Raw genomic sequence first — 26,427 nt, forward strand, 5'->3', positions numbered from 1 at the left:
GTAGTTTATTGACGATTTTTTAAGAAAACACGCTGGTTTGCTGACGATTTTTTAAGAAATTCGCTAGTTTACTCCCATTCTGGAAGTATCCACGTCCTTAGTATTCTTCTCCTTGTACTTGCCTATCTTGTAGATGATGGAGATGGAGGCTGATGCCCAATCTTGCTTGATATTCATGTGATAATCTTGATTGCCTTGTACTGATTTTGTAGAGAATCCCTCGTTGAAGATATTGCTGCCTTTAATCACAATGCTCCATTTATCATTATCGGAAGCCCACCTCAACATAGCATTCAGGAGAAAGACTGATTTGATGTCATAGAGTCCTTGAATGGCTTTCGACTGATAGAATGGGTTAAGTATGAAATGGATGTGATGGCTTCGGCTAAGCTGGGCGGATAGATTTCCGGCAAGAATGGCAGAGATATGTTTGCGATTGAAGGTCAAGTCAAAGAAATCGTTACTCTTGTCATGTCTGTAGATTCCTGTGACAGAAACATTTCCCTCCAGCCAATTGCCTATTCCGAAAGTCGTCGATGCTCTAATGCCCATAGTATGGTTATAGTCGAAATTGGTCTCCTTCATGATGACTGCCAGGTGGTCGGTAGTCTGATAAGGCAACTGCACAGAATAGTTGGGTTGGAACTCTGCAAATACCATCAATGTATGGCGACTTTTGATCGTCCACATCAAGTCGGTCTCGTATGTAGAGTAAGGCTTGAGATGAGGATTTCCCCATATCTCCATATAGGTAGAGGCATAGTAAATGCTGCTCATAGTTGACCAATAGCTAGGAAACTGTGAGCTGGAACTGAAGGATAAGTTGAGTATGTTGCCAGGATTGGCTTTCCACGATGCATTAAGTGTGGGATAAATATGCCATTTGTTCCATTGTGGAGAATGGTACTGCTCCGCTTCTACAGAGGCTTCCAAGCTGATTCGCTCGTTTATTTGTTTGCTAATGCCGCCATAGAAACTCAAGATTCTTTCTTCGATATTCACCTGGCTGGTTGCATCTGGAATGTCTGCTCCATCCTTGTTGGTCGTGGCTTGGTAGCTTCTGTTGTTGCTGTTTTGGAATTTCATACCATACGACAGTTCCCAACCCTTCTTCAATGAGTGGGATTGATCGGCGGTGAAAAGCCATTTGTCTATTACCTGCTTGCTGTTTGTGTATAGAATACGTTCTTCGTCAAGTATTGTTCCTTCCAGATATTGCTGGCTGGGATTTTGGTAGTTGATATAGGATATGCCTATTTGTAGTCCAAAGGGCAGGTTGTAGCTGGCATCTACATTGTGCAGGTAGGTATGTTCATTGCCCTGTTGCTGGGATGTGCCTGTTCCCATCGTTTCATGATGAGGATGACTGCTGTCCCATTTTCCTGTATATGCCAGGGATAGCTGGTGGTTATCAGCAAATGCATAACTCAGTCCCAAGCGATAGTTGTGAGTCAATCCAAGGGTTTTCTGTGAGGTCTTGTCATGATACGCTACTCGTTTCCCTTGAAGGGGATGATTGGCATTGGTAGTAGTTTCACCGTATGATGTTCCATCTGTAAATGAATACATGGCATCCAGTCCGAATTTTCCTTTTTGGAACAGCAGGTTGCCTTTGCCTTCCCCTTCTCCGTATTTGCTTTGGCTCCAGATGCTTTGTATTTGTCCTGAAAGCAGGTTCTTTCCTACATAGTCTTTGGTAATCAGGTTGATGACCATTCCACGAACATGTAAGCGTGCTGGCGCTGCCAGCATCACTTCGGCTTTGGCTAATTGTGATGCGGGCATGGCTTTTAATCGCTCTGCCAGTTGTGCATAATTGAGCGTGGTTGGTTTGCCGTTGATGATGAGAGTCAGTTCCTTTCCTGCATAATTGATGTTGCCGTTTAGTTCGTTTACTCCTGGTATTCGTGTAAGGGCATCATAAGCGTTGTCTGCCGGCATTTTCTCTATGAGCAGTGGTATGTTGTAAACCAACTGTCCTCTTTCAGCCTTGACGATAGGACGTGTCGCCTTGACGAAAACCTCGGGCAGGTTTTGCATCATCATCTGGGTGGTAAGCGTGTCTTTTACCTCTTCGTTTTGAGCGCAAAGGGGCTGGCTCAGCAATAATGCTGAACCTAAGATAAAATTTATTTTCATGTATTTATGTGAGTTTGATGGTTATTGCTTGAGTTGCTCTTTGGCTTTGGATATGAGTTGTGCTGCCTCTTTTTTATCTTCCAGTTTGTTTGCATTTGCTAAGAACATCTGGAGATACAGTTTCGCTTTCAGCTTGTTCTTGGAAGCGATGAACATTTGGGTGGCATTGTAATAGTTGAGCGGGTCGTCTTCTTCATCGTAAAGGATGCTTAACTCAAAGTCACGTGCTGCGTCTGCATATCGGCTGTGTTGAAAATGTAAGTCGGCTAGCCATTTATAGGTTCGCAAAGCTCTGTCTTTTGGCAAGGAAACCTCTAACGACTGGTTGAAATGAGCCATAGACAATGAATCCATGCAGAAGGATTTCTCTATCAAAGCCAAGTGGAAAAGGCAAGTGGCATTGTCGCTTTTGAACTGAACTGCTTTCTGGTAATGTTTCAGCGCCTTTTCATTGTCCGGCTGGTCCTCATAACAGAGACCAAGGATGAAGTTGGATTCGAAATTATCAAATCCTTGTGCTATCAGTTTATCATACAAGGGTATAGCCTCATCGTATTTGAATTGCATGAATAGGGAATAGGCATATTCCTTGTTTACATATAAGTTCGTAGAATCACATTGAGAAATGTAATTCTTCGTCACTTTTTCTGCTCTGTCTGGTTTGTTCACCCCATTGTAATGCACGGCAAGCGAAGCGATAATTTCACTGTCGTAAGGGAATAAGAATGCGATGCGTTCCCCCCAGAGAGAAACCTTGTCATTGTTGTTCTGATTGAGATAAGCATAATAGTACATTCGCATGTCTTCGTGGTTGATGCTATCTGATGGAATTTTGTCAAGGCAAGAAATGCAGGCGGTGTAGTTGCCTACTTTCCGATAGCAGGAAGCCAGTTTCCTGCGTGCTTCCAGGTGAGATGGATTCGTTTCCAAATACTTTTGGTAGTATTGGGTTGCATGAAATACATCATATCTACTCAAACAGCTATCTCCTTGTTGAAGTAAATTAGCTGTGGTCTCGTTGGCCTTGCCATTCATTGCCATACATAGCCATAATATAAGGATCAATCTAAACTGTTTCATCGTTTTTGCTGATTATTTCTTTCTTACTTCGGGAGTGAAAACGACAGGCAAGGTAAACTCCATGTTGACTTCTTCGCCATCGGAGAGTCGAGCAGGCTTCCAATGAGGGCTTCTCTTGAGAAGTTCAATCACAGTCTGCTCGTAGGCTTTTTCTTTGGGAGCTTCGAGAACTTTAAACAATCCCAATGTTCCATCCTTTTGCACGGTGAAGTTGATGACTACTCGTGCAGGCTTGTCTTCCAATCCTTTAGGATATTGGATGTTTGTCATCACCCATCTCAAGAAATCGTTGATGTCGCCATTGCCGTTGAAGATAGGCATCTGGCCACCTTCTGGCAAAACTGCTATCGTCTTTAATACATGAGGTTGTGATACGCTTTGCTGTTTGAACATAAGGACGATGGTTATACCTATTATTACTATCACGCAAGCGGCTATCCCAAATACCTTTTTATATATATGAGATTTTGTGTATCTTGTTTCCTGTGCTTTGCCCAGGAAATAAGTTTCTTCCTGATTGTCTTTTCCTTTCATACCTTTTACGATTTTATGGGGTTGTCTAAAAGTGCTTTTAATTGTTTGAGTGGTTCCTTGCTGACGTGCAGGGTGAATTTCTCGCGAAACCACTCGTTGTACAAGACTAGTTCTGAAGTGTTGAGGTTGATGCTGAAAATGTGCTGACTATTAATAATGTAGTTTCTGCCAACACGAGCGAAGAAGTGTGCCGTTTGGGCAAGTTGCTCTACTATTTTCTTCTCAAAGACCACAAGGTTGAACGAGAAGGTGTATTCATCACCGTTGGTGAGTCGAAGATTGCAATAGCTTCCTTCCGAACAGACGTATGCTATCTGTTCGGAAGCCACTCTGAGCAAGAAGTTGGCATTTGATATGATGAGAAATTCTTCCATACTGATAAGTTTGGTGCAAAGATAAGCATAATATTTAAAATGTATGGCTGGATGTATCGTGTTTTTTGTGGACCTATGGCTTTGTTTTGTAAAAGTACGTATTTAACCCATAAGATAAGAGAAAAACAAGTTTTATGTCAGAATTTCATCCGTTTTTTATTCTTTTGTTCCCATTTTAGCGATATTTTTCGTATATTCGCATTCGCAATCGGGAAACCGACAACGCAAAAATCTAAAAATGAATGCAAAAACAAATATCTTATGGCAAAGATTATTGTAAGAAACCAAACGAAAAAACACTAACCAAAGATGGTGTTGATAACATCTGCATTACCGATATAGCAAGGCAGAAGAATCCCATTGAGCCCAAAGATGTGGTAAAGAATTGGTTGCGTTCCAAAAACACCTTGGAGTACTTAGGACTTTGAGAGCAGTTGAACAACCCTAATTTTAAAGGGGGCGAATTCGACCCCCTTTTGAAAGAGGCGGACTCAAATGCTTTTACGATGAGTCCGACTCGATGGGTGGAACTAACCCATGCTGTAGTATTATTAAATTTTATCAACTATGAATAGTAAGAATTTATACTTTACAATCTTCTCTTTAATCCTTTTAGGATTTATCTCTTCTTGTGCAGAGAATAGTAATAAGTGTAGTCCTTCTTATGCAAGCAACATAGAACAACTTAATGAAAAGTTATATGATTCTTATGCAAATGTTGCAGTAAGGGAAAACAACACAACATCTGATGACATAATAACACCAGAATATTTTGGAGGCTCATATGTCAAGGCAAATAAACTTATTGTCATGGTCAAAAATGGAAGTCCAAAAGGAATAGAAGATATAAAGAAAAGACTAGGCACAAATTCAAATGTGACATTTGTATCTTGTACTTATTCTCTTCAAGAATTAAAAGAATTAAACGCTAAATTGAAAGTATCTTTTGCCAAGAAAGCTGCATTGCGAGACGAAATTGGGTGGGTTGCTGTTGGTATCAGACCTATTCAAAATAGAATTGTCGTATATTTGAATAATGCTTCTAATAAAAATATCTCTAAATTCAAGAATGAAATTTGCAATTCAGATAAAATAATTTTTGATCTGTTGGAAATAGAGCCAATTGAAATACAAAAAGATACTGTTGCTATAGATAACGAAATTTCGGCTAATGTACGTGGAAAAGTCGCATTTAGGAAAATTATATGTTCTGCCAATATTTTATCCCAATCTGTAAGCCCATCAGCTCACAGATTGGGATTATTCTTTAGATGAGCCAAGAAATCATCTAATCCAATAATGTCAAGTCCTGGAAAATCCTTCCACTTCAAGACATCATAATGATGATCCTCTGTTACTATATACCTGGCACCAGCTGTTATAGCGCAGTCCACAAACTTATTGTCATCTGGATCTTTTTGGATTAGGTTAAAATCAAAATAGACATTGACAAACCTTGTATATGGACTACTTACGATTGCATCTATGATATACTTTGCTGTATCTTCATTTGTCAGAAAATTGAGAATTTCCTCGTATTCATTCAGTATGGAAGTTGTAACACACAAGAGATTAGTACCGTCAAAGAAACTGTCCCAAATTTTACGATAAGGACTCCTTGACGATATACACTGTATGAGGCTATTAGTATCGAGTACTATTTTTTCCATACCCATTATTTTTTCAACATGGCATGTAAATCCTGATGACGTAACTCATCCAATTTTGCTTGATTCAATACTCCTGAATCCCAAAGAGAATCTAAACATTCATCTGCTTTTTTACGAAAATAGTTTGCTAATACTGTCTTCACCTCCAAAAGTCTTGCTTCTGAACCATCAAAGGCAAACATTTTCAACAAATGCTGCTGCACAGGATTAAATATTGTTGTCTGTTCCATAAGCTTCTCATTTTAAACGTTTAAAATGTTTTCAGGATACAAAAATACATTTTTCTTCTCACACCGCCAAACTTCTTGTTTTATTTTAACGTAAAACAAACGTAAATGTCATTTTTGCCATAACATGCAAAACGCATAGTAAGTGCACCATTTGGAAATTAAAGAAAAGAGAGGTGTAATCTTAAAATGGATTATGCCTCTCTTTATGAATCCCATTGGTACATATTTTCTTCTTTCGGAAGAAACATAGAACAATGATGAATTCACGTTGTTGTCTTGGTTTGATGACAAAAAAGCATAAAGTCCCTCATAAAAGTGTATGGATAGCCCGAAAAGTCCCTCATAAAAATGTGATAAATTTTGCTATCACATTGTTTTTCAGTCTTTTGCAGCAAGAATACAATATATGGAAAGATTTATTATGTATGACCCTCTACATTATGGATGAAGTACAGAAGTTGTATTGCGGACTTGCCTCGTCGGAAACATACATCTGATGCAAAAGTATGTTTTGGGGTATCGTGTTTTTTGAACCTGTGGATTCGTTTTGTGAAGAATATGATAAGAAGAACAAGAGCGACAGCCAAAAATATATTCGACTGCCGCTCTCTTTCTTTTCTTTCTCTTTCTTTTATGGGTTGTGTTTTCTTTATATCCTTATCTCAACGGATTTAAACTTCCTTCAATACGGTTTCCAATCTTCCGATGAAGTCATCCACATTCTCCTTGGTCAATACCAATGGAGGGAGGATACGGAGAATGTTGGTGCCGGCGCAACCGGTGAAGCAGTGCTGCTCGTGGATGAGCTTGCTGCGAACTTCCTTGTGAGGAATGTCGAGTACGGCGCCTACCATCAAACCACGGCCACGAACCTCTGTGATGTGACTGTTGCGCTTCTGCAATTCTTTCAACTGGGCGATGAGATATTCACCAACTTCATGCGCATTTTCTACCAGGTTCTCCTTCTCGAAGACATCGAGAACGGCGAGAGCGGCAGTACATGCCAGGTGGTTGCCACCGAAAGTTGTACCCAACTGACCATATACAGGAGTAAACTCTGGAGAAATCAACACGCCACCCATAGGGAAACCGTTACCGATACCCTTGGCTACGGTGATGAGATCAGGCTTGATGCCCAACCACTGGTGAGCGAAGAACTTACCGCTTCTGCCATAACCGCACTGGATTTCATCGCAAATCAGGAAGGTGCCGTATTTCTTGCAGGCTGCCTGCAAGCCCTGAGCAAACTCAGGAGTTACCATGTTGCAGCCACCTACGCCCTGGATCGCCTCAATGATACAAGCACATACATCACCCTTGGCAAGTTCCTTCTCCCAAGCCTCCAGATCGTTGATAGGAAGATAGGTTACGTGACCATTATCATTGATAGGAGCGATGATCTTAGGATTATTTGTTACCTCTACGGCAAGGGATGTTCTGCCGTGGAAAGCCTTTTCTAAAGAGAGTACGCGGGTTCTTCCGTTGGTGAATGAAGCCAGCTTCAAGGCATTCTCATTTGCCTCGGCCCCAGAGTTGATGAGGAAGTACTGATAATCTTCATAACCGCTTATCTTGCCCAGACGCTCAGCGAGTTTCACCTGCAACTTGTTGATGACAGAGTTGGAATAGAAACCCAGGTTGTTCAACTGGTTGGTGAGCATCTCCACATAGTGAGGATGGCAATGACCGATGCTGATAACGGCATGACCGCCATAGAGGTCGAGATATTCCTGACCCTTATCGTCCCATACCTTGCAGCCCTGTCCTTTTACAATATTAATATCGAAAAGAGGATATACGTCGTAAAGTTTCATGTTAAATCTATGTTTTAAGAAAGACAACTCATAGAGTTATCTTATTACAAACTATTTTTTATGATAGAAGAACGAATGATTTTTCATCCGTTCTTCCGAATTCTTTTATCTAAAATGCTGATGGCTTGAGTTTCAAACCTGCTGTCTGGTCGAGACCAAACATGATGTTCATGTTCTGAACAGCCTGACCTACGGCACCCTTCAAGAGATTGTCGATGCAGGAAGTGATGAGGAGCTTATCGCCATACTTATCCACATGAACCAGGCACTTGTTGGTATTTACCACCTGCTTCAGGTCGATAGCCTTATCCACATAGTGGGTAAACTTGGCATCCTTGTAGAACTCCTTGTAACCAGCCACGATTTCTTCGATTGGCTTATCGGTCTTCACAACTTCTGTAGCGAAGATACCACGGGCGAAGTCACCACGGTAAGGGATGAAGTCGATGGCTGCATCGAGATAACCTTGTGTCTGCTTCAGACTCTGACAAATCTCAGGCACGTGCTGATGGTTGAATGCCTTGTAGATGCTCATGTTGTTGTTGCGCCATGAGAAATGGGTAGTGGCACCTGGTTTCTGACCAGCGCCAGTGCTACCAGTAATGGCGTTAACAGAAACATCGCTGTTGATGAGGCCCATCTTAGCAGCAGGCAACAAACCAAGTTGAATGCAAGTTGCAAAACAACCTGGGTTTGCTACGTGCTGAGCTGTGGCTATCTTAGATTCATTTATTTCTGGAAGACCATATACGAAATCGTGAGCGGCTGGGGTTGGCTGCTGGGTAGCAACCACAGTCTCTGGGGCAAGACGGAAGTCCTGTGCCAGGTCGATAATCTTCACGTTCTCCGGAACATTGTGCTCCTTCAGGAACGCCTCGCTCTTGCCGTGACCGAAGCAGAAGAAGATGACATCCACCTGGTCGAAAGGCATCTCGGCGGTAAACTTCAAATCAGTTTCACCATACAATCCCTCGTGAACCTCAGTCACCAGGTTGCCGGCGTTACTCTCGCTGTTGGCGAATACAATCTCTGCCTCAGGATGGTTGATAAGGAGGCGAATCAACTCACCTCCTGTATAACCAGCTGCTCCTAAAATACCTACTCTAATCATAATTTATCTTTCCTCGTTAGGGTGCATACCATAATAAACACGGAGTGGGGTAGAGCTTACCTTGATGAAGCCCTTCGCATCCTCGGCTGTCCAACCATGCTGCATCTCACCATACTCACCGAGCTTAGACTTGGTCAAATCGTCTGGTGAATCGATACCTACAGTCTGGAAACTGTATGGACGAAGCTTCAGGATAGCAGTACCGTTGACGTTGCGCTGAGAAGAAGTCAGCATTGCCTCGATATCCGGCATCACAGGTTCCAGGTACTGGCTCTCGTGGAGGAACATTCCGTACCAGTTGCCAACCTGGTCCTTCCAATACTGCTGCCACTTGCTCAATGTGCTCTTCTCCAACAGGCGGTGTGCCTCGATGATGAGCTTAGGAGCGGCAGCCTCGAAACCTACACGACCCTTGATACCGATGATGGTGTCACCCACGTTGCAGTCGCGACCGATGGCGTAAGATGCACCAATCTCCTCAATCTTCTGGATGGCTGCAATCTTATTATCAAACTTCTCGCCGTTGACAGCCACGATCTCACCCTTCTCGAAGGTAATCTTCAGTTCAGCCTCTTCTTCCTTGGCAGTAACGTGCTTCAGATAAGCCTCTTCAGGGAGACCCTGGGTTGGGTCGAGAATCTCACCACCGCAGATACTGGTTCCCCAGATACCTACGTTATAAGAATACTTCAACTTGGTGAAGTCTGCATAGAAACCGTGCTCGTTCAGGTAGTCAACCTCCTCCTTACGAGAAAGCGCCTTGTCACGAGTCAATGTGATGATCTCTACACCAGGAGCCATTACCAGGAAGGTCATGTCGAAACGAATCTGGTCGTTACCGGCACCTGTACTTCCGTGAGCGATGGCATCAGCACCAATCTCCTTGGCATAACGAGCGATGGCGATAGCCTGGAAGATACGCTCAGAAGATACAGAGATAGGGTAGCAGTTGTTGCGGAGCACATTACCGAAAATCATGTATTTCAATGATTTCTCGTAATACTCGTGGGTAACGTCGAGAGTGACGTATGCCTTGGCACCCAACTTATATGCGTTCTCCTCGTTGGTCTTCAACTGCTCGGCAGAGAAACCACCTGTGTTAGCGCATGCTGCATAAACATCCCAGCCATCCTGGGTCAACTTCATTACTGTGTATGATGTATCGAGACCGCCGCTAAAAGCGACTACAACTTTCTTATTTGCCATAATCTTATGATTAATGTGAAATGTTAAATGTGAAATATTAAATTGGCATTCTTGTCAATACCTTAATTATATATAAGGATTTAAATCTCTGCAGATGGACCGTCAATCTTGCGGATTCTCTCTATCACGTCCTGAGGAAGTTTGATAGGAAGATGTTCCTCTGGGTCGAAGAGCATGGCGGTGCAGATGCAGTATTTGCGGTTGGTGCGATGGAGGACATCCACGTTGATGCAACCCTCGCAACCACGCCAGAAAGACTCATCATCGGTCAGGTCGGCGAATGTGACAGGAAGATAGCCCAACTGGGTGTTCATTTTCATCACAGCCGAACCTGATGTCAAAGAGAAGATTTTTGCATGAGGCCATCGCTGTCGGGCAAGCGTAAAGGTCAAGTTTTTGATACGTTTAGCCAATCCCAAACCTCTGAAGTCTGGATGAACGATCAAACCTGATGTGGTGACATAGTGCTTGTTGCCCCATGTTTCGATGTAGCTGAAACCTGCGAACTTTTCGCCCTGGAGAGCGATGACCGCCTTGGCTTCGCGCATCTTGGTGGCAACATACTCTGGTGAACGCTTGGCGATACCAGAACCACGCTTCTTTGCAGCTTCTGCAATTGTAGTCAGAATGGTGTCGATGTACTTGATGTGACTTTCGTCAGCCACCATTACTTTAACTTCTTCCATTTCTCTTTCTTTTATTATAATGTTCTTGTTATCTTATATGAAAAAGCATGCATAGATATGCATGAGATTCTATTTTGTTCTCGTATGTCTTACTTCAGTTCTGGAATGGCATTTGCGAGTGATTTCAGGAGTGCTTCCTCAGAAGCATCTTCTTTCTTTACCAGGAAAATCGTGTCATCTCCAGCAATTGTACCCAAGATTTCAGGAATGTCATGATTGTCAATGTTATATGCAATACTGCTGGCATAACCCGGACGAGTCTTGATGACAATCATGTTTCCAGAAAAGTTGATGGATAGAAATCCAGGGGTCATCATCATTTCTTTGAGCGAACGAGGATTGGAAACTCGCTTGTACATGGTTTCATTAGGGAGTACATATACATATTTACCATTCATAGAGGCGGCTTTGGCAACTTTCAGTTGTTTCAAGTCGCGGCTTAAAGTGGCTTGCGTAAGCTTATAACCTTCTTTTGACAAGGCCTTCAAAACTTCTTCCTGTGAACTTAACTCTTGACTTGAGATAAGCATCTTCAGGGTTTCCATTCTACTATTCTTTACCTTCATATGATGTATTATTATTCGGATTTCGCTTGCAAAAATACAATAATATCACTAAACTACCAAATAAATTGCAATAAAATTGCACTAATATGTGATAAAATATCATATTACTGTTTTAAAAGCGCATAAATATGCGCATAATCGTATTCTTTCTTGCAAAATGAAATAATATGCAGTAAATCTTGTAAGTATGCATCCGTTTATTCACTTCTGTATTCTTTTAGTAGTAATTTTCTGCTTTATAAGCTAATATTTCTAAATTTTAGGAGAATTGAATGCGAAAACCCGCTATTTATTGAAAGTTTTTGGTATCTTTGCCAAACATTAATTCTAATAATCAAATTTTTAACAAAAGGTGATGAAACAAAACAATGTAAAGCCAGCAGATGGCAAACTTGGTATTATGGTTGTAGGTTGTGGTGCTGTTGCCACTACTTTTATGACTGGTGTGTTGATGACTCGCAAAGGCTTGACAAAGCCTGTTGGTTCTATGACTCAGTATGATAAGATTCGTGTGGGGCGTGGTGCAGACAAGCAGTATTTGCATTATCAGGACATCGTGCCTCTCGCAAAATTGGATGATATCGTGTTTGGTACTTGGGATGTTTATCCACAGAATGCCTACCAAGCAGCGATGTATGCTGAGGTGTTGAAGGAAAAGGATATTAATCCGGTAAAAGATGAACTGGAGAAAATCGTTCCGATGAAGGCTGCGTTCGACAAGAATTATGCGAAGCGTCTGACTGGTGACAATGTGAAGGATTGCAAGACCCGTTGGGAGATGGTAGAAGCTCTCCGTCAAGATATCCGTGACTTCAAGGAGAAGAACGGTTGTGCCCGTATCGTTGTAATCTGGGCTGCTTCTACAGAAATCTATGTACCAGTAGATGAGAAGATTCATGGCACATTGGCTGCTTTGGAAGAGGCGATGAAGGCTGACGACCGTGAGCATGTTGCTCCATCTATGTGCTATGCTTATGCTGCCTTGACAGAGGGTGCTCCTTTTATCATGGGTGCTCCTAATACAACTGTGGATATTCCTGCTATGTGGGAATTGGCAGAGAAGACCAAGATGCCTATTGCCGGTAAGGATTTCAAAACTGGTCAGACTTTGGTAAAGAGTGGATTTGCTCCTATGATCGGTGCTCGTTGCCTTGGTTTGAGCGGATGGTTCTCAACTAATATTCTTGGCAACCGTGATGGACTTGTACTGGATGAGCCTGCAAACTTCCACACCAAGGAGGTAAGTAAACTTTCTACTCTCGAAACCATCTTGAAGCCAGACGTACAGCCAGATCTCTATGGTCATGGTAACGATGAAGATACTCAGTATTATCACAAAGTACGTATCAATTATTATCCACCACGCAATGACAACAAGGAAGGCTGGGATAATATCGATATCTTCGGTTGGATGGGCTATCCTATGCAGATCAAGATCAACTTCCTTTGCCGTGACTCAATTCTTGCAGCACCATTGTTGCTCGACCTTACCCTGTTGAGTGACCTTGCTGCCCGTGCTGGCCGTTATGGTATCCAGCGTTTCTTGAGCTTCTTCCTCAAGGCTCCTATGCATGATTATACACAAGGTGAGGAGGCAGTCAACAATCTGTATCAGCAATATACCATGCTCAAGAATGCTATCCGCGAGATGGGCGGCTATGAAGCAGACGAAGAGATTGATTAAATTTTCTCTCTTATATATAATAAGGTGTACCAGGTGCTCAACGCTTAAAGAGTGTCTGGTACACTTTTTCTTATGCTCTATACTTGCTAAAGTGTTAAATTTTGAGGTCTTTTGATAAAATAATGTGCGAAAAATTTGCAACTTATTATTATTTTGTTTACATTTGCAACATAAATGAACCTAAATACAACATTCAACAAGACTAAACTTTCATGATAAAACGAATTACTTTATTTTGGATATTGCTGTTGGCAATGCCGTTTGTTGCTTTGGCCAAAGATTTTCTCGTAGTGGATTTTGGAGCTAAAGGCAATGGGGTGACAGATGATGCTTCTGCCATTCAGAAAACCATCGACGCTTGTTCGCAAGCAGGAGGAGGCAATGTCGTTTTCTCTGCTAATCATACATTTCTTTCTGGACCAGTCGAATTGAAGTCTAATGTCAATATAGTCCTGGAAACCCATTCCGTCTGGAAAGCGAATCCTGATGAAAGCATCTATCGGAAAAGTGCCTTTGGTAAGAATGAAGGTGAAGGTATGATGTGGATTTGGGCTAAGGATATAGAAAATCTGTCTTTCTCTGGACATGGTACGATTCATGGCAATGGTATTCAGTTTATGGGAGCAGAGTTGTTTGATAGTTATGAGCTGAAACCTGTAACAACCTTCGATCCTCGTCCTCATGTCCTCACGCTGATAGGTGTGAAGAATCTGTCTATCCGTGATATTACGATTTGTGAAGGTGCCTATTGGACAGTTCATCTGATAGGCTGTGATGGTGCTTTGATAGATGGAATTAATCTTCTGAATAATCTGAAAATACGCAATGGTGATGGTATTGATATTGATCATAGCAAGAATGTACGTATTGCCAACTGTCATATTACGAGTGGTGATGATGCCATTTGTCTGAAAAACCGACGTGAGTTTGAGGAGTATGGTTCTTGTCATGACATCGTAGTGACCAATTGCGTGATGGAAAGTCGCAGTTGTACAGTCAAGATAGGCAGCGAGAATATGGATTCCATCTATCATGTGGTGATAGACAATTGTGTGATCAAGGGCAGTAACCGTGGTTTGGGTATCCAGAATCGTGATGAAGGTACTGTGACGGATGTGGTCTTCTCTAATATTATTTTAGATTGTCATCTTTGGAGTGATGTCTGGTGGGGAAAGGCGGAACCTATCTATGTGACTTCTTATCCTCGTGCCAATGGTAATCATAAGGATGCCAACTGGCGTTTCACTAAAGGACAGACCGTAGGTAAGTGTGGAGAAGTGAGCCGCATTTACTTCAATAATATTTATGCAACTTCTGAAAACGGGTGCTTTATCGGAGGAGATACTAAGGATAAAGTTCGCGATATTTATCTCAACAATGTTCATTTGAATCTGAAGAAAGTGACTTCTTACGATGGTGGCGTCTATGATAAGCGTCCATGTCGTGGTGAGGGCTTTATATATAATAAGGTATATGGAGTCTATGTGGAACAAGCCACCAATGTGGAGGTAGATGACCTGAAAGTAATTGCAGATCCTAAGATCAACTATGGCGGAAAGACTTTCGGCATAGATGATTAATATTTCTATATGCGAAATGGTTTCTGTAGTTCTTTCATTCTAATGAAATCAGAACTAAACTCCGGTGTAATAAGGTACCATTACCTTTGCGCCGTATAATTATAACTAAAATCTAATAGGTTATGCAAATAGTAAAAAAGACTATTGGAAGTAACATGAGACGTGTCTTGTTCTCTTCCGCCCTTTTATTGGTGAGTTCGCTCACGTTTGCACAGAGTAATGTCAGTGGTACCGTGAAGGATGCCAATGGCGAGCCTCTTATCGGCGTTTCCGTTTTGGAGGTGGGTACGCAGAATGGTGCAGTTACTGACATGTATGGTAACTACAAACTGAATGTGAAGCCTGGTGCAAAGTTGAAAATTTCGTATATCGGTTTCACGCCACAGACCGTTAAGGCCGGTTCCAACAGTCAGATTGTTTTGCAAGAAGACAATACGGCCTTGAATGAGGTCGTAGTTGTAGGTTATGGTACGATGCGCCGTAAGGATGTTACCTCTTCAATTACTACCGTGAAGGCAGAAGATTTGAACCAAGGTGTGTTTACAGACCCAGGTCAGATGCTTCAGGGAAAGGTTCCGGGTTTGGTGGTTTCTTCTACTGCCGATCCTAACGGCTCTCCTACCATTACCCTTCGTGGTGCTTCTACTCTCCGTACGGGTGCCATGTCACCTTATTATGTTGTGGATGGAATCCCTGGAGTTGATATTTCTATTGTGTCTCCAGAAGATATCGAGTCTATTGACGTTCTTCGAGACGCTACAGCTACGGCCATCTATGGTTCCAAGGCTGCCAATGGTGTAATCATCATTACTACCAAGAAGGGTGCTGAGGAGAAAACCAATGTCTCTTACAATGGCTATGTGGCTTTTGATAATATTCTGAAGAAATATGATGTGTGTACAGCTGATGATTTGCGTCAGTATGCAAAGGACAACAATATAACTCTCAAGGATGGTGGCGCCAATACGGATTGGCAAGACGAGGTGCTTCGTACTGGTATAAGTCATAATCATAATGTAAACATTAGTGGTGGAAATGGTTCTACTAATTATATGATTAGTGCCGATCTCAGAAAGCGTGAGGGTGTCATCAAGATGACAGGCTTTGACCGTTTCAATGTCCGTTCTCTTGTGTCAACCAAGACATTGAAAGACCACCTTACGGTTTCTATTGGTGCGAATATGATGTATGGCAAACACTTTGGCGTACCATCTGGCAATGAGGGTGCATCTGTGCTTGATGCCATGAACTATTATTCTCCTACTAATGCTATCAAAAATGCGGATGGAACATGGACCGTAGGCTCTGGCTCCAAGAACTATAACCCTCTTGCATTGATGGAGGAAAATAAGTCTGAGACAGTCTGGAAACGTAACCAGTTTGTTGGTAAGACCGCCCTCGAACTTTGGAAGGGATTCGTTTGGAGTGTCAACTATTCTTGGAGTAATTATCAAAGTACTTATAGTGCCTATAATACCCGTAACTCTCAGTTGGAGGGTATTGGCAACAAGAATGGTCAGGCTACCCGTAATACTTATTTTGGTCGTGAACAGACTTTTGAGACTTATCTCAACTACGATTTCAAGGTCGGAAAGAGCAAGTGGGGCTTGATGGGTGGTTATTCTTGGGAAGAAAAGAAGAATAACGATGGATTCGGTCTTAGTGTTGAAGGTTACTATAATGATGATCTTGGATGGTATAATATGTCATACGCACAAACCATCTTGGGCGTTCAGAACTCCGTTCAGAGCGGCTATTTGGAGAAGGTACGTAATATCTCTTTCTACGGTCGTGTGAACTACTCTTTTGACAGTCGTTATATGCTTCAGGCAACCATTCGTCGTGACGGTTCTTCGGTATTCGGCAAGAACAATCGTTGGGGAACTTTCCCTTCTGTATCTGCTGCTTGGAATATCACTGAGGAGAAGTTTATGCAGAACCAGCATATCTTCGATAACTTGAAACTTCGTGCGGGATATGGTATTTCTGGTAATGCCATGGGCTTTGATGTGTATTCTTCTTATAATACGTATGGTGCTTCTGGTACATTCGTATATGATGGTAAGACTTATCGCTCATACGGTGCAACCAAGAATGCAAACCCTGATTTGAAGTGGGAGTCAACAGGTATGTTGAACATTGGTCTCGACTTCGCATTCTTGAAGGGACGTCTGAATGGTACTGTGGAAGTTTATCATAAGAAGACCAAGGACTTGATTTGGAGCTATCCTGTTTCTACAACTCAGTACATATATGGTTGGATGGATGCCAATGTGGGTGAGATGACCAATAAGGGTATTGAGTTCACATTGAATGCTGTGCCTGTTCGTACCAAGAATTTTATGTGGAGTACTACCCTCAACCTCTCTCATAACAAGAATACTGTCGATAAGATGCAGAATGAGACATTCCATACTACTAATCTCACCCAAGGTGACCCAATGGTAGCTGGTGTTTCTGATGATGGTTGGACACAGAGAATTATGGAGGGCGAACCTATTGGTACATTCTATACGTATCAGTATGCAGGAATTGTAAATGGACGCTCAGAGTACTACGTTCTTGATGAAAATGGTAATCGTACAGGCGAAACCACCAATAATCCAAGTTTGAAAGACCGTTCTATAACAGGTTGTGCGCAACCTAAGCTCAATGCAGGTTGGAACAATACGCTTACTTATAAGAACTGGAGTTTGAACGCATTTATCACAGGTGTGTTCGGTAATGACGTTTATAATAGTCCTCGCGCTCACTATACGGCTGCTCAAATGTTCTCAGATGGTAAGAACGTATTGAAAGAATTCCTTTCTAATCCTGTTGGCGATGCTTCAAGCTCACTTCCTTCGGACCGTTATATAGAGAAAGGATCTTACGTTCGTCTTCAGACGCTCTCTTTGAGTTACACATTCCGTAATTGCTTTAATGACTGGATTCAGGACTTGACTCTTTATGGTACAGCCAATAACCTCTTTACTATCACTAACTATAAGGGACTTGATCCTGAGGTGAATATGGGTGGCATTGACCCGGGTATCGATTATCGTTGGAGCCGTTATCCACATACACGTACCTTCATGGTGGGTGTTAAGATTAATTTCGGTGGAAGCAAGAAGAAAAAGGTTACGCCACAGTATATCGACCGAGAGGTAATCAAGGAAGTACCAGTCATCAAGGAAGTGGTTAAGGAGGTTCCTGGAAAGACAACTTTCGTACAGAGCACATACGTTGTGACATTCCCTGTAAATTCTGCAGAGATTGGCAATACTTCAGAACTTGATGGCATCAAGAGTGGCTCTAATGTCGAGATTGTAGCATACGCTTCTCCTGAAGGCAAGTCTTCTGTAAATCAGCAGTTGTCTCAGAAACGTGCAGATGCAGTAGCTAAGTATCTACAGAATAAGGGCGTGAATGTGACTCGTATTATCGCCAAGGGTGCGGATACCAATCATGCTAATCGTATTGCTATTGTGACTGTTAAGTAATAACTATTAATCAGATTACAGAATATGAAACTAAATAGATTGTTTATTTCAGCTGGATTGTTAGCCATGACACTTACCGGCTGTACGGACTTGGACATGAGTCCAAACTCGCAATATACTGAGGATCCTAGTCAAAACTCAGGAGTTGATCCTATGATTGTTGTGGAGGCAAAGATGGCGGACGTATATTACCATCTTGCAGGAACATTGGGTCGCCGTTATATGGAGGCACAATGCTTGGCTTCCGATGAGTTTACTCCACTCGCTTTTGCTGGTGGTTATTATGACAGTGGTACCTATGCTCACCAAGCACTTCATTGTAGTTCTCCTAATGATGCATCTATCGGTTGGTATGATGATGTGACGGCTGGTATTACAAAGGCGAATACCATCTTGGAGGACTTGGGTAGTGGAGCTTCTGCCCAGATGAAAGCGCCAGCTCGTGCCATACGTGCTTATTATACCTGGATTTTGATGGATAGTTATGGCGATACGCCTATTTTGGATAAAGTTCAGGCTGAAGGTTCTGTGGTACCTCGTTCTTCACGTAAGGAAGTTGCGGAGTGGATTGAGAGTGAACTTAATGACATTATCCCTGCATTGACGGATGATGTTACTGAAAATACATACGGCAAGCCTACTAAATGGATGGCTGAGGCTCTTCTCGCCAAGCTATATATCAACTGGCCTGTCTATACGGCTGAGTCGGTTGACCAATATGATGCTGCAACTGCTGCAAATCCAAAGTTGGATGCTTGTATTGCTGCTTGCGATGAAATTATCAATAGTGGTAAGTTCAATTTGGGTTCTGTTGACTATCTTCATAAGTTCTCATACGACAATGGCTGGCAGGTGGAAGACTTCATATACGCAATACCATATGATGCCATCAATCGTCAGGGTATGCAGTATGCTCGTCCTCGTACATTCAAGGATATGAAAAATCTGTTGCCAAATGTCTATGGCTCAACAGATAAGTTTACTCAGTCGTTTGGTGGAAATATGGTGGTAACTCCTGAGTTTGCCAAATTGTTCTCTCTGGATGGAGATATTCGTAATCTCAGTATTCTTCGTGGTGATGTGTATGTTCGTGACCCAAAGACTTTACGTCCTACAACTGAACCTTTTATGTATAAAGGCAACCAGGTACATTTTACGGAAGACATCACTCTTGCTAAGAAAGATAATAACATCGATGTTGGCAATGACGCCAATGCTTATCAGCAGGGTTGTCACTCCATCAAATGGTTTACTACTCCAGCCGACTATAATAATGGTCGTAACCAGTCTAATGACCTGCCAATCTTCCGTTTTGCCGACATACTTCTTATGAAGGCTGAGGCTCTTACTCGTCAGGGTAGTAGTGGTGCAAAAGCTCTCTTCAATCAGATTCGTACGTACGCAGGTGCTCCAACGATAGCTAACGAACCTACCTTGCAGGAAATCTATGATGAGCGTGGTCGTGAATTCTTTGATGAGAACTGGCGTCGTAACGATATGATTCGTTTCGGCCATTATGAGGATGAGTTCTTCCCTCATTACAAGGACTTCCCTGATGCAAGCTTTGACAAGCGTCATCGCATCTTCCCAGTGCCACAAAATACAATCAATTTGAATGGTTGGGAACAGAATCCTGGATATTAATCGATTGTGATAAATGGGGAGTGGCGGGTTCTGCCACTCCCTTTTTCCTAATTGTTAGGCGAAGTTTGTTTCATTTTGATAGAACTGTTTGATTGTGAGAAGGAACCTGTTGTTTTTATTACTATGGTTGGCAGGAAAAAAGTCTTTACAGCTTTTGGTGGCCTTCTTGGCTGTGGCCTTGCTGGTTGCAGCTAAGGATTATTCCCGATATGTGGACCCACGTATCGGAAGTGAGGGATTGGGAAGAACTTTCCCTGGGCCTTGTATGCCTTATGGTATGGCAAAGCCGGGACCGGATGCCGTGACTATGCCGAATGCAGGATGGACACCGATACCTGAACCTGTCAAGGGATTTTCGCAGATGCATGTCAGCGGAACGGGAGGTGGACAGAAATATGGCAATATCCTGATTCAGCCTTACCTCGATTCTAAGGAAATCATACAGAAACGGATGGATGAGAAGATTTCCTTGGGATATTATGCGTGTACCTTTGAGAATGGAATACGAACTGAGATTACTGCCTCTGATCGTTGTGCCTTCTATCGGTTGGACTTTGGCAAGAAGCAGAAGGGAAAACTCTTGATAGATGTGGCTACTTTCTTAGGAATAGATACGATTCCTGATAAGCGCGAAGCGCAGCAGTATGTGGATTCGTATGTTTCCTGTGATGGAAAATATGCCGTCTCTGGATGGAGTACGGTTCGGGGCGGCTGGAACAATGGCGGTCCTTATACCGTATATTTCTATTTGCAGAGCGATGTTCCTCTATTATATAATAAGGTGAAAGAATCTAAAGCAAGATTGGATGTCACTTTCTTGAAAAGTATTGCCAATCTGAAATTGGGTATTTCGCATATCAGTATCGCCCAAGCCAAGCGGAATATCCCTACCTGTGGTTTCGATGCCCAGTTGAAGCATCTACGAGAAACCTGGAATGGAAAATTGAGGAAGATAGAAATCGCAGGAACTGAAAAACAGAAACGGATGTTCTACACGGGCATCTACCATACGATGCTGATGCCTGTGGATAAGTCGGGGGAAAACCCTCATTTCTCTGATACTCCTTATTATGATGATTACTATGCCATTTGGGATACTTACCGTACGTCTATGCCGCTTCTTACTCTGATAGATGAGGATAAGCAGCGGGATATGATCCATTCGCTTTTGAATATTTATAAGCATGATGGCTATATGCCGGATGCCCGGAGTGGTAATTGGAATGGAAGAACGCAGGGAGGAAGCAATGCTGAAATTGTGATAGCCGATGCTTTTGCCAAAGGGATGAAAGGCATCGACTATGAATTGGCACTCAAGGCTATGATCAAGGATGCTGAAGTTCCACCTACGGATGATGATGGGTATTTGGGAAGTGTGCCTGATGAAAAGCAGGGTCGTGGTGGATTGAAGGAATACAATACGCTCGGCTATATCCCTTATGGTATCGACAGAGCTGGCAACCGTACGGTGGAATACAGTTATGATGATTGGTGTATCGCTCAGGTGGCGAAAGGGTTAGGACATCAAGACCTGTATCAGAAATATCTCAAGCGCTCTGGTAACTGGCGCAATCTTTGGCGTGGTGATTATGAATGGCAGGGAATGCGTGGCTTCATCATGCCTCGTGATGAAAATGGGAGATGGCTCGACTCTGTGCCTTGGGGAAAATCAAAAGTTTACCATCCCCTGATTCCTTATCGCCCTGATACGAAGGTGGCTCCCTGGTATCTGCCATGGTGGAGTACTTTCTTCTATGAAGCTTTGTCGGCTGAATATAGTCTCAGTATTCCGCATGATGTGCCGGGATTGGTAGAGTTGTGCGGCGGCAAGGAGGCTTTTATCAAGCGCCTTCATACATTCTTTGCCAACAAACATTATAATGTTGCTAACGAACCGAGTTTTATGACTCCTTATCTCTACCATTGGGTGGATAGACCTGATCTGAGTGTAGCACGTATCAGACAGATTGTGAATGACAACTATAACGATACTCCGCTCGGTTTGCCGGGAAATGATGATAGCGGCGCCATGTCTTCCTGGCTTGTCTTCAATATGATGGGGCTTTATCCCGTGGCTGGACAGAATCTCTATCTGGTAGGCTCGCCGCTGATTCCTGAATATACGATTCATCTGGAGAATGGTAAAAAACTGCAAGTGGTAAGGGATGAAAAGATGAAATCCTGGGATAGGAAATTCTTGACTCATGAGTTATTAACAAATGGTGGAAAACTTGTGCTTCCTGGTTTTTCTGCTGTTGATTCTACTGTTGATAACGGTGCTAAGATGCTGATTTCTAATCAGAAAGAGCGTTTTCCACGTTGTGAACAAGATGTGGATAACTTGTTGAAAAGTATTCCTTCACAAGGGATTTCTCATTTCGTTTTAAACCGTCAGTATCGCAATTGGGAGCTCGGGGCAACTTATCTGAATGGAAACCGTGACACCCTGTATTTGAAATGCAACCAGTCGGTCTATCTGATACCGGAAAGACTGGTGGATGAGGCTACTGGTTTCTCTTGGGATAGTCCGCAGAAAGGAAAGAATATCTATGTCTGCAACAAGTCGCAGAATAAAGGTATGCGTGATGGTACCTTCCTGTTTATTTCCAGAAAAGCCTTACAGCAGTTGCTTCATTCTGGTACTTTCATCTATAATGATATTACTTGGCGACAGGTGTCAAGGGATGCAAAGATCGTTGTCGTGCGGGCGGATATAGATGGCACAACGATGTGTATCAGTCTTTGTCACCAACTGCCATGGGTGCTTTGGATGAAAAACAATCCTTTAGGTATTGATTGGACCCTCACAGGAATGCTTCCGGACAGGAAATGATTCTTCCTACGGAAAATTGTTTCAGATTTGTTCTAATAATAGAATTAATTTTGTAACTTTGTGGAAAAATATAAAAGCCTAATGAAGAAAGTAATATTAGTAATCGGTTTTGTCATGTGTCTCTTGCTGGTACAAGCTCAGACCCGTCGCCAGATGGGTGGGGTGTACTGCGCTTATCCTTTTACTGAGGTAGAGACTGGTAAAACTCTTTCCATCGAGAAATATGAGGATGAGGATAATCTGGTTCTGGAGGGTTACACTCCTTTCTATATAAGTCATTATGGTCGTCATGGTTCCCGTTGGATGCCCCATGATGACCGCTATACCTGGGTGAACCGTCACTTTGAGGATGTGTCCAATCTTACTCCTTTAGGAAAAAAGGTAAGGAAAATCTTATGGCGAGTATGGGATAATGCTCAGGGTAATGGTGGTAAACTGTCGAAATTAGGCGCTCTTCAGCATCGGGGCATTGCCAATCGTATGTATCAACGCTTTCCTCATATTTTTGCTACAGGTAATCGTGTGACGGCACGTTCAAGTGTCGTTGACCGTTGTGTGAAAAGTATGTTGGCTTTTACGGATGAATTGCATCATTTGCAGCCGTCACTAACGATGGATGTAAAGACCGATTCTGCTGATATGGCATGGATTGCCTATACTTCTCCGGAAGAAAAAGCATTGGAAAACAGGACAAAGGTTACGCCAAAGGTTTCTACAGAAAGATTCATGCATCTGCTTTTCAAGGATATTTCCAAGATTGATGATCCGATGAAGTTGATGGGGGAGATGCAGGCCATCACTTCCTCTATTCAGGATGTGGGTTTGAATTTCAAGTCTTATCCGAAAGATATAGAGGAGCAGTTGAATGCCCTCTTTACTGATGAGGAATTCCGTGCTTTCTATGAAGCCAACAATAAGCGTATGACGATCTGTAATGGAGAGGATCTCTATAATGAACGGATTCCGATGCGCTCTGCTGTTTCTTTGTGGCATCATATCAGAGATGATGCTGATAGGGCTTTGGCTTTGGGTAAGCCTTCTGCTGATTTGCGCTTCGGACATGATACCAATCTCTATCGCCTGCTTACTCTTTTGGGGGCTGGCTATGAAAGGGTTACTGAAGAGACGGGAATGTTTGAAAGTTCCTGCGACCGATATGACTATAATCGCATGGATGTTGTGGTTCCAATGGCTACCAACCTACAGATGATTTTCTATAAGAAGGATGTGCCGGACGAGGCTCATCCTGAGAAAAATATTGTGGTAAGACTGTTGTATAATGAGGTGAACGAGGCACAGATCAAAGGCATGGAAGATGTGTTCTATGGTTCTGATGCTCCGTCTTATGATAAAAACTATTTTTCCTGGGAAGAATTCAAGCAGTATATGGAAAGCCGAATAGACAAGGCAGAACATGTACGTCAGCTCCATGCCCTCAATACGATGGTGGGCACAGCGCAGGCTAATACCAAGACGGCTGGCATGTTTGGTAAGGGAAGTGAGGAACATGGACAAACCCTTCCTGCCGTACTGGTGCCTAACGGACAGAATTCCTGGACTCCTCAGACTCAAGATACGGAGAAAAAGTGTATTGCACCTTATTATTATAAGGATACAGAATTGCAGGGCTTTCGCAACAGCCATTGGATAGTAGGAGGTTGCACCCAGGATTACGGTTCCTTTACGGTGGCAACTTTGGGCGGTAAACTGAGATTGCAGCCAGAGGAACGTGCTACTCCTTTTTCGCATGCAGATGAAATATCTCACCCTCATTACTATGCGATCAACTTGAAGAAAGAACATCTTAAAACCGAACTTACGGCTTTGAGCCATACTGCCATCTTGCGTGTAACACCACAGGAAGACCAAGATGTTCATATCGTCATCAATCCGAATAGTGACGAGGGGGAAGGATACATAGAGATCGATACGCTGAATCATAGAGTTTATGGTTATAATCCTGTGCATCGCATCTACCAAGGATGGGGTGAACCAGCAGGATTCAGTGGGCATTTTATCTTGGAATATCCTGAAGGACTGGTTGATTTCGGTGTGTTCTCCAAGGAGAATAAGAAAGGAAAGGGATTGGAGGCTAAAGGTGCCCGCATCGGGGCTTGGCTTACTTTCAAAGGTCAGACCGAAAAATCGATGGAATTAAGAACCGCCAGTTCGTTTACAGGCAAGGAAAATGCGCTTTCCAATTTAGAGAAAGAAGTGGATAACTTGGCAAGTAGTTTTGATGAGATGCGGGAAAGAGCCATCGATGCATGGTGCGACCGCTTTCATACGATAGATGTGCAAAGCAAGGATACGGCTAAGGTCAACCAGTTTTATGGAGCCTTCTACCGTGCTTCGTTCCTGCCTCGTCAGATGAGTGATGTGAATGGCGACTACCCACCATTTGCTCATGGAGAGACGAAGCAAGAGAATCCTTCACTCGTCACTCTTCATTCTTCACTTCCAAAAGCATACGGAGATTTCTCTATGTGGGATATCTATCGTGCCGAACTTCCTCTCTATAATATCATCACGCCAACTTTGTCGGGTGACATGATGCAGTCGCTGGTCAATATGTACAAGGAGGGTGGATGGATGCCAATTTTCCCTTGTTGGAACAGTTATACGGCAGCGATGATTGGCGACCATGCCGGTGTTGCTCTGGCGGATGCTTATGTCAAGGGCATTCGTGGCTTTGATGCGCAGACAGCATACCAGGGGATGCGTAAAAATGCTTTCCAGAGTCCGAAGTCTTTTGAGGAGTATAAGAATGGTATGGGAAGAAGGGCTTTGAAGTCATATCTCAAATATGGATTTATTCCGATGGAGGATAGTGTGAAAGAGGCTTTTCATCAGAATGAGCAGACCTCCCGTACTTTGGAATATGCTTTTGATGATTTTGCCGTGGCACAGATGGCAAAGTTGTTGGCTGATTCTCTGGAATATCAGAAGAATAAAGGCAATTTTCTGTCCTTGGATAAGAAAATGCTATTAGCAGACTATGAGCAACTGATGCGACGGTCTGAAAACTGGCGTCATGTCATCAATCCAAAGACCGGATGGGCTGACGGTCGTCATCAAAATCGGAAATGGGAAAATAATCTCGATCTGGTGCATCGCAAGAGTTATATTACCGAGGGGGCTACCTGTCACTATACCTGGTATGTGCCTCAGAATGTGGAGGGACTTTTCCAAGTTATCAACAATAGTGGGCAGAACGTCATCACACGTCTGGACAGAATGTTTGATGAAGGATTGTACTGGCATGGTAACGAACCTTGTCATCAGATAGCCTACCTTTATAATAAGGCTGGTGCTCCCTGGAAGACCCAGCAGCGCATTCATCATATTCTGAATACCGAATATAATGATACTCCTGGAGGACTGTCGGGTAATGATGATGCGGGTCAGATGTCGGCTTGGTATATGTTTTCAGCCATCGGGTTCTATCCCGTATGTCCGGCTACACCTTATTATTATATAGGCACGCCAAGTTTTGATAAGGTTACATTCAATTTGGAGAACGGCAGAAAGTTCGAAATTGTTGCTGAGGGAGTCGATGATGAGAACTTCTACATCCAGCAAGTTGACCTGAATGGTAAGTCTGGCTATTATTTGTCTCATGATGATTTGCTGAAAGGTGGAAAACTTTCTTTCAGAATGGGGAATTCTCCTAAATATTAAAATTTAAGAAAATAAGATGATACTGATAGATCCTGTAGGATATTTATATATTGTAACTCCCTTTACTTATTGCAATCGATTTTCTCAATCCCTTTCCATAGCTATATAATATG

The 26,427-nt window shown here is 42.7% G+C and carries 18 protein-coding genes; 7 read left to right on the forward strand and 11 right to left on the reverse strand.

Annotated elements, in window-relative coordinates:
* Positions 1–63: 63 nt before the first annotated feature.
* From KUA50_RS14015 to KUA50_RS14030, 4 genes are read right to left on the reverse strand one after another with little or no spacing between them, the layout of a single operon-like run.
* The gene (locus tag KUA50_RS14015) at positions 64–2,139 is read right to left on the reverse strand and encodes an outer membrane beta-barrel protein (protein ID WP_218455994.1); all 2,076 of its coding nucleotides are present in this window, start codon (positions 2,137–2,139) and stop codon (positions 64–66) included.
* Positions 2,140–2,160: 21 nt separating this feature from the next.
* Positions 2,161–3,219, reverse strand: coding sequence for a tetratricopeptide repeat protein (locus KUA50_RS14020; protein ID WP_218455995.1), 1,059 nt, complete (start codon positions 3,217–3,219; stop codon positions 2,161–2,163).
* A gap of 12 nt (positions 3,220–3,231) precedes the next feature.
* Entirely contained in the window at positions 3,232–3,753 is a 522-nt protein-coding gene (locus KUA50_RS14025) for an energy transducer TonB (protein WP_218455996.1), read from the reverse strand.
* 5 nt (positions 3,754–3,758) lie between these two features.
* On the reverse strand, positions 3,759–4,127 hold the full coding sequence (locus KUA50_RS14030; protein WP_218455997.1) for a LytTR family DNA-binding domain-containing protein: 369 nt from the start codon (positions 4,125–4,127) through the stop codon (positions 3,759–3,761).
* A 567-nt stretch (positions 4,128–4,694) separates the two neighbouring features.
* On the opposite strand from KUA50_RS14030, the gene KUA50_RS14035 reads away from it, so the two are divergent.
* Positions 4,695–5,402 (forward strand): hypothetical protein, encoded by a 708-nt coding sequence (locus KUA50_RS14035; protein WP_218455998.1) that lies wholly within the window; start codon positions 4,695–4,697, stop codon positions 5,400–5,402.
* Here the strand turns inward: KUA50_RS14035 and KUA50_RS14040 are convergent.
* The 7 genes from KUA50_RS14040 to argR form a co-directional block, all read right to left on the reverse strand.
* Positions 5,375–5,797: a putative toxin-antitoxin system toxin component, PIN family gene (locus KUA50_RS14040; protein WP_218455999.1), complete on the reverse strand. Its 423-nt coding sequence runs from the start codon at positions 5,795–5,797 to the stop codon at positions 5,375–5,377. The two genes, KUA50_RS14035 and KUA50_RS14040, sit on opposite strands and share 28 nt — an antisense overlap.
* Positions 5,798–5,802: 5 nt before the next feature.
* Positions 5,803–6,027, reverse strand: a complete 225-nt coding sequence (locus tag KUA50_RS14045) for a hypothetical protein (RefSeq protein WP_218456000.1) — start codon at positions 6,025–6,027, stop codon at positions 5,803–5,805.
* 671 nt (positions 6,028–6,698) lie between these two features.
* Positions 6,699–7,841 carry an aspartate aminotransferase family protein gene (locus KUA50_RS14050; RefSeq protein WP_218456001.1) on the reverse strand — a complete coding sequence of 381 codons (1,143 nt, stop codon included), beginning with the start codon at positions 7,839–7,841 and terminating at the stop codon, positions 6,699–6,701.
* 109 nt (positions 7,842–7,950) lie between these two features.
* Complete coding sequence (argC, locus tag KUA50_RS14055; protein ID WP_218456002.1) at positions 7,951–8,952, reverse strand: N-acetyl-gamma-glutamyl-phosphate reductase; 1,002 nt, start codon at positions 8,950–8,952, stop codon at positions 7,951–7,953.
* A gap of 3 nt (positions 8,953–8,955) precedes the next feature.
* Positions 8,956–10,158, reverse strand: coding sequence for an argininosuccinate synthase (locus KUA50_RS14060; RefSeq protein WP_218456003.1), 1,203 nt, complete (start codon positions 10,156–10,158; stop codon positions 8,956–8,958).
* Between the two features lie 80 nt (positions 10,159–10,238).
* Complete coding sequence (locus KUA50_RS14065; protein WP_118117278.1) at positions 10,239–10,844, reverse strand: GNAT family N-acetyltransferase; 606 nt, start codon at positions 10,842–10,844, stop codon at positions 10,239–10,241.
* 89 nt (positions 10,845–10,933) lie between these two features.
* Complete coding sequence (gene argR, locus KUA50_RS14070; protein ID WP_022110423.1) at positions 10,934–11,410, reverse strand: arginine repressor; 477 nt, start codon at positions 11,408–11,410, stop codon at positions 10,934–10,936.
* Between the two features lie 355 nt (positions 11,411–11,765).
* On the opposite strand from argR, the gene KUA50_RS14075 reads away from it, so the two are divergent.
* The 6 genes from KUA50_RS14075 (at position 11,766) to KUA50_RS14100 (ending at position 26,314) form a co-directional block, all read left to right on the forward strand.
* Positions 11,766–13,094, forward strand: a complete 1,329-nt coding sequence (locus tag KUA50_RS14075; protein ID WP_218456004.1) for an inositol-3-phosphate synthase — start codon at positions 11,766–11,768, stop codon at positions 13,092–13,094.
* 254 nt (positions 13,095–13,348) lie between these two features.
* On the forward strand, positions 13,349–14,674 hold the full coding sequence (locus tag KUA50_RS14080; protein WP_256624118.1) for a glycoside hydrolase family 28 protein: 1,326 nt from the start codon (positions 13,349–13,351) through the stop codon (positions 14,672–14,674).
* Positions 14,675–14,796: 122 nt separating this feature from the next.
* Entirely contained in the window at positions 14,797–18,156 is a 3,360-nt protein-coding gene (locus tag KUA50_RS14085) for a SusC/RagA family TonB-linked outer membrane protein (RefSeq protein WP_218456006.1), read from the forward strand.
* 24 nt (positions 18,157–18,180) lie between these two features.
* Positions 18,181–19,800 (forward strand): RagB/SusD family nutrient uptake outer membrane protein, encoded by a 1,620-nt coding sequence (locus tag KUA50_RS14090; RefSeq protein WP_218456007.1) that lies wholly within the window; start codon positions 18,181–18,183, stop codon positions 19,798–19,800.
* A 109-nt stretch (positions 19,801–19,909) separates the two neighbouring features.
* The gene (locus KUA50_RS14095) at positions 19,910–22,633 is read left to right on the forward strand and encodes a GH92 family glycosyl hydrolase (RefSeq protein ID WP_256624109.1); all 2,724 of its coding nucleotides are present in this window, start codon (positions 19,910–19,912) and stop codon (positions 22,631–22,633) included.
* An 81-nt stretch (positions 22,634–22,714) separates the two neighbouring features.
* Positions 22,715–26,314 (forward strand): GH92 family glycosyl hydrolase, encoded by a 3,600-nt coding sequence (locus tag KUA50_RS14100; RefSeq protein ID WP_218456008.1) that lies wholly within the window; start codon positions 22,715–22,717, stop codon positions 26,312–26,314.
* The last annotated feature ends 113 nt before the right edge of the window (positions 26,315–26,427 follow it).

The sequence above is a fragment of the Segatella hominis genome (assembly GCF_019249725.2).
Lineage (GTDB): Bacteria > Bacteroidota > Bacteroidia > Bacteroidales > Bacteroidaceae > Prevotella.

Bases quoted from the DNA above. Each gene is read 5' to 3' on its own strand.
- KUA50_RS14035 (WP_218455998.1), top strand. From the start codon at position 4,695: ATGAATAGTAAGAATTTATACTTTACAATCTTCTCTTTAATCCTTTTA.
- KUA50_RS14045 (WP_218456000.1), bottom strand. From the start codon at position 6,027: ATGGAACAGACAACAATATTTAATCCTGTGCAGCAGCATTTGTTGAAA.
- KUA50_RS14085 (WP_218456006.1), top strand. From the start codon at position 14,797: ATGCAAATAGTAAAAAAGACTATTGGAAGTAACATGAGACGTGTCTTG.
- KUA50_RS14040 (WP_218455999.1), bottom strand. From the start codon at position 5,797: ATGGAAAAAATAGTACTCGATACTAATAGCCTCATACAGTGTATATCG.
- KUA50_RS14025 (WP_218455996.1), bottom strand. From the start codon at position 3,753: ATGAAAGGAAAAGACAATCAGGAAGAAACTTATTTCCTGGGCAAAGCA.
- KUA50_RS14080 (WP_256624118.1), top strand. From the start codon at position 13,349: ATGCCGTTTGTTGCTTTGGCCAAAGATTTTCTCGTAGTGGATTTTGGA.
- KUA50_RS14015 (WP_218455994.1), bottom strand. From the start codon at position 2,139: ATGAAAATAAATTTTATCTTAGGTTCAGCATTATTGCTGAGCCAGCCC.
- KUA50_RS14020 (WP_218455995.1), bottom strand. From the start codon at position 3,219: ATGAAACAGTTTAGATTGATCCTTATATTATGGCTATGTATGGCAATG.
- KUA50_RS14030 (WP_218455997.1), bottom strand. From the start codon at position 4,127: ATGGAAGAATTTCTCATCATATCAAATGCCAACTTCTTGCTCAGAGTG.
- KUA50_RS14050 (WP_218456001.1), bottom strand. From the start codon at position 7,841: ATGAAACTTTACGACGTATATCCTCTTTTCGATATTAATATTGTAAAA.
- KUA50_RS14090 (WP_218456007.1), top strand. From the start codon at position 18,181: ATGAAACTAAATAGATTGTTTATTTCAGCTGGATTGTTAGCCATGACA.
- KUA50_RS14100 (WP_218456008.1), top strand. From the start codon at position 22,715: ATGAAGAAAGTAATATTAGTAATCGGTTTTGTCATGTGTCTCTTGCTG.
- argR (WP_022110423.1), bottom strand. From the start codon at position 11,410: ATGAAGGTAAAGAATAGTAGAATGGAAACCCTGAAGATGCTTATCTCA.
- KUA50_RS14065 (WP_118117278.1), bottom strand. From the start codon at position 10,844: ATGGAAGAAGTTAAAGTAATGGTGGCTGACGAAAGTCACATCAAGTAC.
- argC (WP_218456002.1), bottom strand. From the start codon at position 8,952: ATGATTAGAGTAGGTATTTTAGGAGCAGCTGGTTATACAGGAGGTGAG.
- KUA50_RS14060 (WP_218456003.1), bottom strand. From the start codon at position 10,158: ATGGCAAATAAGAAAGTTGTAGTCGCTTTTAGCGGCGGTCTCGATACA.
- KUA50_RS14075 (WP_218456004.1), top strand. From the start codon at position 11,766: ATGAAACAAAACAATGTAAAGCCAGCAGATGGCAAACTTGGTATTATG.